Source organism: Aeromonas sp. D3, from assembly GCF_027705025.1.
GTDB lineage: Bacteria > Pseudomonadota > Gammaproteobacteria > Enterobacterales > Aeromonadaceae > Aeromonas > Aeromonas salmonicida.
In genome coordinates this window covers 19889-27158 of sequence record NZ_JAPDBE010000050.1, presented here as the reverse complement: position 1 = coordinate 27158, position 7270 = coordinate 19889, and the positions used below count along the sequence as shown (strand labels likewise).

The following is a 7270-nucleotide window of genomic DNA, read 5'->3' as shown; positions in this document are numbered from 1 at the left end:
CGAAACCAAATCAACAGGTTTCGGATTTTTACACATCAGCAGGATCGGTCAATGGATCCTTAACTGATCGGCATTAGGCCCTTGGCCCCTTTTTCTATCTGGCACCTGGAACTAGCCCGTATAGACACTCTCTTCCGGGTACTTGATGCGGGTTTCGCTCGGGCGCGCCAGCATGAAAGCCAGGGTCAGCGGGCCGAGACGACCACAGATCATCACCAGTGCCAGGATAAGCTTGCCCGGCTCGCTCAAGGAGGCAGTAATGCCGGTGGAAAGCCCCACAGTGGCGAACGCAGAGACGGTCTCGAACATGATTTTGTCGAACGGCAGATCCTCGGTCACCATCAGCAGGAACATCGCCAGCATCAGCACCATGGTGCTGACCATGATGATGGCCAGCGAGCGGGTCACTATCTGGGGTGAGAGGGTGCGGCCAAAGGCGGTGACGTGGGGTCGTTTGCTCAGGAAGGCCCGGGTCGCCAGCAGCACCACCGCAAAAGTAGTCACCTTGATGCCACCACCAGTAGAGGTGGTACCTGCCCCGATAAACATCAACATCATCATGAACAGCAGGGCGGCAGGGACCATCTGCCCTGTGTCGATGCTGTTGAAGCCCGCGGTCCGCGCACTGGCCGACTGAAAGAAGGCCGCCAGCCATTGCCCCCCAAGGGAGGCGCCGCCAAGGGTGCCCGGATTGTTGCGCTCCAGCAGCCAGAACATCAGGGTGCCCAGCAGCAGCAGGGCAGGGGTCATCACCAGCATCAGCTTGCTGTGCAGCTTCAGTTTGCGCCAGCGGCGGTTGCGTACCAGATCGACGATGACGGTAAAGCCTATGCCCCCCAGGATCAGCAAGAGCGCAATCGTCAGCGAGATCAGGGGATCATCCCGATAATCCATCAGGCTGTTGGGAAACAGTGAAAAACCGGCGTTGTTGAAGGCGGAAACCGCATGGAAGAAGCTGACGTAAAGACCGCGTTCCCAGCCCATATCGGGCACCCAGCGGATGGCCATGACAGCGGTGCCGATCAGCTGGGCGATAAAGGCGAACAGCACTATGCGTCTCACCAGCCCCACTATGTTGACCGAGCCCTCCTGTCCCAGCGCCTCCTTGGCCAGCACCTGCTGGCGCAGGCCGACCCGTTTGCTGAACATGGCGATCAGCAGCAGTGTCATTGTCATCTGACCCAGACCGCCAATCTCCATCAATATCAACAGGAAGATCTGCCCCTGCAGCGTGAAGGCGGTACCTGTATCCACTACACCAAGCCCGGTCACGCTGATGGCCGAAGTGGCGGTGAACAGGGCGTTGACGAAGGTCACTTCGCCATTGTGGCTGGAGGGTTGCACCAGAAAAATGGTGCCGACCAGCAGGATGACCAGAAAGCTGCCCAGGATCAGCTTGGCTTCGCTCCAGCGGGAGTTGTCATCCCGATGCAGGGCGAAGGCGTAGCTGCTGCGCCAATTGATCATAGGGTTTCCAGCCAGTGGTCGATGGCGTGTTTGTTGCCCGCCATGATCAGTATGTCGCCCAGTTGCAGCTCCATCTTGCCGGTCAGCACGTTATGCAGCACATCGCCTCGCTTGATGGCGAGCAGCTGGAAGTCGTTCTGTTGCAGCAGATGCAAGTCACCGAGATTGCGGGCATTTTGCTGCAGACCGATAACGACTTCGGTCAGCACCATGTCGTGGCCCAGCTCCAGATAGTCGAACAACCGGTTGTCCAGCATGCTCTGGGCGACTCGTCGGCCCATGTCCCACTCCGGATTGATCACCTTGTCGGCCCCGACTTTATGCAGGATTTTGGCGTGAAATTTGTCACGGGCCTTGACCCACACCTTCTTCACGCCCGCCTCTTTCAGGACGAGCGTGGTGAGAATACTGGTCTCGAGATTGTCACCGATGGCGACAAAAACGATGTCGAAGTTGGCCAGCCCCAGCTCTGCCACGGTAGCCTCATCGGTCGCATCGGCGACGATGACATGGCTGCACAGAGTGGCTATCTGGCGGGTCTTGCTTTCGTCGATATCAATCGCCAGCACCTCGGCATCCTGCCGTTGCAGCTCTTCGCACAGGGCGCTGCCAAACAGCCCCAGTCCGATGACGGCAAATTGGTTGTTCATGAGTACTTCCTCGGGAGTCGGAGCCGGATACTCTACTCCAGCAGATCGAGTCCGAAAAGAGGGCGGGATTTTTCGTCCGGCGGGAATATAAGGTAGACTGCCCGCTTGCTATTGTCGGGACACGCAGATGAAACTCACCCCCCACGCCTCCTTGTTGACGCTCAACACCCTGGCCCTCGATGCCCACTGCCTCTGGCTGGCGGAGGTAGACAATCTTGATGACCTGCTGCAGATCCTGGCCAGTCCTGAACTGGCAGAATTGCCCCGCCTGGTGTTGGGTGGTGGAAGCAATATATTGTTTTGCAATGATTTCGCTGGCCTGGTGGTACTCAACCGGCTGAAGGGTATCGCACTGCAGGATGAGGGGGAGCACTGGCTGTTGCATGTGGCCGCCGGTGAGGACTGGCATCAACTGGTGTGTCATGCCCTGCAGCAGGGCTGGTATGGTCTGGAGAATCTGGCGCTGATCCCGGGTACAGTCGGCGCCGCGCCGGTGCAGAATATCGGTGCCTACGGGGTCGAGCTGGCTCGTTTCTGTGCCTATGTGGAGGCATTCAACTGGCAGAGCGGTCAGGTGGAGCATATCAAGGCCGCCGATTGTCATTTCGGCTACCGTGACAGCATTTTCAAGCACGCCTGTCAGGATTCTCACTTCATTACCGCCGTCGGTCTGCGTCTGCCCAAGGCCTGGACGCCCATGCTGGGCTACGGCCCGCTGGCGGCGCTCGGTGACACGCCCACGGCGCAGGCCATCTTTGATACCGTCTGCGCCACCCGGATGGCCAAGCTGCCGGATCCCAACCTGCTCGGCAATGCGGGCAGCTTCTTCAAGAACCCCGTGGTAACGACGACGCTGGCCGACACGCTCAAGCAGCAATATCCGCAGATGCCCTGCTACCCGGCCGGGGAAGGGCAGGCCAAGCTGGCGGCTGGCTGGCTCATCGATCAGTGCGGTCTCAAGGGTTTTGCCATCGGCCGCGCAGCCGTCCACCAGGAGCAGGCCCTGGTGCTGGTCAATCTGGGGGGAGCCAGCGCCATGGAGCTCATCGCTCTGGCGGCCCATGTGCGCGACAGCGTGGAGCAGAAATTCGGGGTGGTGCTGGAGCACGAAGTGCGCTTCATGGGTCTGACCGGTGAGACTTGGCTCGATGAGGTACTGGCATGACGCTTACTCCCATCAGGCAGACACTGATCACCCTGCTCAGCGATGGCCAGTTTCACTCCGGCGAGCAGCTCGGCGAGCAGCTCGGTATCAGCCGTGCGGCAGTGGGCAAGCACATGGCAGCGCTCAAGGAGCTGGGGCTTGACCTGTTCAGTCTGACCGGCAAGGGTTATCGGCTGGCGGTGCCAATGGCGCTGTACGATCAGGCGCAGTTGCAGGCGCTGGCCCCCATGGCGCCGGTGCACTGCTTCCCGGTGATCGACTCCACCAACCAGTATCTGCTGGAGCGAGTCAACCAGCTGCAGTCCGGCGAGAGTTGTCTGGCCGAGTGCCAGACTGCCGGTCGTGGTCGCCGTGGCAAGCCCTGGGTTTCCCCCTTCGGCTGCCAGCTGATCCTGAGCATGTATTGGCGACTCGAGCAGGGCATGGCGGCGGCCATGGGCCTCAGTCTGGCGGTCGGAGTGGCCGTGGTGCAGGCGCTGGAATCCCTGGGTTATCCGGGGGTCGAGCTCAAGTGGCCGAACGATCTCTATTATCAGGGCCGCAAGTTGGCGGGCATTCTGGTAGAGATGAGCGGCAGCGCCGGCGCCAGCTGCAACCTGGTGATCGGGGTGGGCCTCAATCTGGCGATGCCGGCCCGGGAGGGGGAGCGGATCGATCAGGCCTGGTCCGAGCTTCGCCACATCCAGCCGGAACTGGTGGATCGCAATCTGCTGGCCGCCCGCATGCTCGGCCACCTGCAACAGGCCATGTTGACCTTCGAGCAGCAGGGGCTGTCGCACTTTGTCGATGACTGGAACCGGCTTGATCACTTCGCCGGTCGGCCGGTGCGCCTCTTGATGGGGGAGCAGGAGATCCGTGGTATTGCCCGTGGCATCGATGATCGCGGCGCCCTGCGCCTGGAGACGAGCGAGGGGATCAAGTTCTATCTGGGGGGAGAGATTTCCCTGCGACGGGGCGACTGATATCCCGGTGTGCCAGAGACACCAATGGAAGAGGGGGCCTGCAGGCCCCCTCTTCGTTCATGTACTGTGCTCACCGGCCATCACTTGCGCAGTTTGATCTGCTCGATGGCATGCTCATGACCCTTGGTCAGGATCAGATTGGCCCGCTCCCGGGTCGGCAGGATATTTTCCTGCAAATTGAGATAGTTGATATCTTGCCAGATGGTGTTGGCGATCTTGCTGGCCTCACTCTCCGCCAACTTGGCGTAGTGGTGGAAGTAGGAGTCCGGATCCGAGAAGGCACCGCTGCGAAACTTGAGGAAGCGCTCGACATACCAGGTGCGCAGCAATTCGGTCTCGGCATCCACATAGATGGAGAAATCGACAAAATCTGACACGAAGACTCTATGGGGTTCCTGTGGATAGTCCATGCCGCTTTGCAGCACATTGAGCCCTTCCAGGATCAGGATATCCGGCTGTTCCACCACCTTCTTCTCATCCGGAATGATGTCGTAGATGAGGTGGGAGTAGACAGGCGCCTCTACCTTCTCATGGCCGGCGCGGATATTGGCGACAAACTCCACCAGATGGCGGATGTCGTAGGATTCCGGAAAGCCCTTGCGGCGCATCAGGCCCCGCTCTTCCAGCACCTTGTTGGGATAAAGGAAGCCATCCGTGGTGACCAGCTCTACCCGAGGATGCTCCGGCCAGCGCTCCAGCAGCGCCTGCATGATACGGGCCGTGGTGCTCTTTCCCCCCGCCACGCTGCCGGCGATGCTGATAATGTAGGTGCCCTTGCCGCGGGACTGGCCGAGGAACTGTTCCAGCACCCGGCTGCGGCGCTGCTTGGCCTTGACGTAGAGATTGAGCAGGCGAGAGAGGGGCAGGTATATCTCTTCCACCTCCTGCAATGACACCTTTTCATTGATACCGCGCAGGGTCTGCAGATCGTGTTCGGTCAGGGTCAGGGGGACCGCATCGCGCAATAACGCCCATTGTTCGCGGGTGAATTGCAAATAGGGGTTATGCTCTGTCGTCATGGTGTCATCACTGTTTCTTGGGCAGGGCGACCATACACCAAGGGGTGGGGAGCGACAAGCTATGCTGCGGATCCGAGCAGGGAGTGAGTCCTTTTTTGCATACTTCCCGGCAATAATGCACATTTTGCAAGGCGCAATGGTTGCATCCCCAAAATCCTTACAATAAAATGCGCGACGCTTGGATGTCTGTCGTTATTTGCCCAGCAAAAGCGATAAAAACAACGGGTGCAAGCAGAATTACCGTTGTGGCATTTATGCACCGGAGGGGTTCCCGAGCGGCCAAAGGGATCAGACTGTAAATCTGACGGCTCTGCCTTCGAAGGTTCGAATCCTTCTCCCTCCACCATATTTCTCTGCGGTTTGAGTTCTTTGGGTTAGAGAAATGCGGGCATCGTATAATGGCTATTACCTCAGCCTTCCAAGCTGATGATGCGGGTTCGATTCCCGCTGCCCGCTCCAAGATGCTGATATGGCTCAGGCGATAGCAAGAGTCACACCTTAGCGGGTGAGTTCGGCAATCGAACCTTGCTGTCAGCACCAACCTCTCTTCCCCACCAGATTCAAATCCATCATATAAACTGTTCTGTGGTTGGCTTGCCACCGCGTACTCAGCGTTAGTTTAGAGGGACGATCATGTCTAAAGAAAAATTTGAGCGTAATAAACCGCACGTTAACGTGGGTACCATCGGCCACGTTGACCACGGTAAAACCACCCTGACTGCAGCCATCACCAACGTGCTGGCCAAGCACTTCGGTGGTAAAGCTTTCGCCTTCGACCAGATCGACAAGGCACCGGAAGAGCGTGAGCGTGGTATCACCATCAACACCTCCCACGTAGAATACGACACCGCCATCCGTCACTACGCCCACGTAGATTGCCCGGGTCACGCCGACTACGTTAAAAACATGATCACCGGTGCTGCCCAGATGGACGGCGCGATCCTGGTAGTAGCTGCGACCGACGGCCCGATGCCGCAAACTCGTGAGCACATCCTGCTGGGTCGCCAGGTTGGTATCCCGTACATGATCGTGTTCATGAACAAGTGCGACATGGTAGATGACGAAGAGCTGCTCGAACTGGTCGAGATGGAAGTTCGTGAACTGCTGACCGAGTATGACTTCCCGGGTGATGACCTGCCGGTAGTTCGTGGTTCCGCGCTGAAAGCGCTGGAAGGCGACGCGGCATGGGAAGAGAAGATCATCGAGCTGGCTGGCCACCTGGATACCTATATCCCGGAGCCGGAGCGCGCAATTGATCTGCCGTTCCTGATGCCTATCGAAGACGTATTCTCCATCGCTGGCCGTGGTACCGTAGTAACCGGTCGTGTAGAGCGCGGTATCGTTAAAGTCGGTGAGACCGTAGAAATCGTCGGTATCAAAGACACCGTTTCTACTACCTGTACCGGTGTTGAAATGTTCCGCAAGCTGCTGGACGAAGGTCGTGCAGGCGAGAACATCGGCGCGCTGCTGCGTGGCGTCAAGCGTGAAGACGTAGAGCGTGGTCAAGTACTGGCCAAGCCGGGCTCCATCAAGCCGCACACCAAGTTTGAATCTGAAGTGTACGTACTGTCCAAAGAAGAAGGTGGTCGTCATACCCCGTTCTTCAAAGGCTACCGTCCGCAGTTCTACTTCCGTACAACCGACGTGACCGGTACCATCGAACTGCCGGAAGGCGTAGAGATGGTAATGCCAGGCGACAACATCAAAATGGTTGTTACCCTGATTGCGCCGATCGCAATGGATGACGGCCTGCGTTTCGCTATCCGTGAAGGTGGCCGTACCGTAGGTGCCGGTGTTGTAGCCAGCGTGATTGCTTAATCTTTGGCTTACATAAATAAAGCAAAGCCCCTATAATAGGGGCTTTCTTATGTAGGGGCGTAGTTCGAATTGGTAGAACAGCGGTCTCCAAAACCGATGGTTGCGGGTTCGAGTCCTGCCGCCCCTGCCATATACCTCGTCTCGTACGGGGCTTTTGTGTCTTTGGTTACGTCAGATACAGGTGGGTTG

General features: G+C 58.3%; 6 protein-coding genes and 3 tRNA genes. 6 read left to right on the top strand and 3 right to left on the bottom strand.

Features of this window, described 5'->3' with window-relative positions; genetic code table 11:
- Positions 1-111: 111 nt before the first annotated feature.
- Together OKC28_RS20495 and OKC28_RS20490 are read right to left on the bottom strand one after the other, a co-directional pair.
- Complete coding sequence (locus tag OKC28_RS20495) at positions 112-1467, bottom strand: TrkH family potassium uptake protein (protein WP_270691031.1); 1356 nt, start codon at positions 1465-1467, stop codon at positions 112-114.
- Positions 1464-2117, bottom strand: a complete 654-nt coding sequence (locus OKC28_RS20490; RefSeq protein ID WP_021139864.1) for a potassium channel family protein — start codon at positions 2115-2117, stop codon at positions 1464-1466. The genes OKC28_RS20495 and OKC28_RS20490 overlap by 4 nt, the downstream gene beginning before the upstream one ends.
- A 127-nt stretch (positions 2118-2244) precedes the next feature.
- Between OKC28_RS20490 and murB the strand changes: the two genes are divergently transcribed.
- Both murB and birA read left to right on the top strand, forming a co-directional pair.
- A complete protein-coding gene (gene murB, locus OKC28_RS20485) occupies positions 2245-3282 on the top strand; it encodes a UDP-N-acetylmuramate dehydrogenase (RefSeq protein WP_270691030.1) in 1038 nt (345 codons plus the stop codon).
- Positions 3279-4244 (top strand): bifunctional biotin--[acetyl-CoA-carboxylase] ligase/biotin operon repressor BirA, encoded by a 966-nt coding sequence (gene birA, locus OKC28_RS20480; protein WP_021139866.1) that lies wholly within the window; start codon positions 3279-3281, stop codon positions 4242-4244. The genes murB and birA overlap by 4 nt, the downstream gene beginning before the upstream one ends.
- An 80-nt stretch (positions 4245-4324) precedes the next feature.
- Here the strand turns inward: birA and coaA are convergent, their stop codons facing one another.
- A complete protein-coding gene (coaA, locus tag OKC28_RS20475; RefSeq protein WP_011898271.1) occupies positions 4325-5263 on the bottom strand; it encodes a type I pantothenate kinase in 939 nt (312 codons plus the stop codon).
- A 261-nt stretch (positions 5264-5524) separates the two neighbouring features.
- On the opposite strand from coaA, the gene OKC28_RS20470 reads away from it, so the two are divergent.
- From OKC28_RS20470 to OKC28_RS20455, 4 genes are all read left to right on the top strand, one after another.
- Positions 5525-5609 (top strand) — tRNA-Tyr (locus OKC28_RS20470).
- A gap of 38 nt (positions 5610-5647) precedes the next feature.
- Positions 5648-5722 (top strand) — tRNA-Gly (locus OKC28_RS20465).
- Positions 5723-5896: 174 nt separating this feature from the next.
- Positions 5897-7081 (top strand): elongation factor Tu, encoded by a 1185-nt coding sequence (tuf, locus tag OKC28_RS20460; RefSeq protein WP_059168183.1) that lies wholly within the window; start codon positions 5897-5899, stop codon positions 7079-7081.
- Positions 7082-7134: 53 nt separating this feature from the next.
- A tRNA-Trp gene (locus OKC28_RS20455) sits at positions 7135-7211 on the top strand.
- The last annotated feature ends 59 nt before the right edge of the window (positions 7212-7270 follow it).

Coding starts and splice junctions, on each gene's coding strand:
- coaA (WP_011898271.1), bottom strand. CDS start 5,263: ATGACGACAGAGCATAACCCCTATTTGCAATTCACCCGCGAACAATGG.
- tuf (WP_059168183.1), top strand. CDS start 5,897: ATGTCTAAAGAAAAATTTGAGCGTAATAAACCGCACGTTAACGTGGGT.
- OKC28_RS20490 (WP_021139864.1), bottom strand. CDS start 2,117: ATGAACAACCAATTTGCCGTCATCGGACTGGGGCTGTTTGGCAGCGCC.
- murB (WP_270691030.1), top strand. CDS start 2,245: ATGAAACTCACCCCCCACGCCTCCTTGTTGACGCTCAACACCCTGGCC.
- OKC28_RS20495 (WP_270691031.1), bottom strand. CDS start 1,467: ATGATCAATTGGCGCAGCAGCTACGCCTTCGCCCTGCATCGGGATGAC.
- birA (WP_021139866.1), top strand. CDS start 3,279: ATGACGCTTACTCCCATCAGGCAGACACTGATCACCCTGCTCAGCGAT.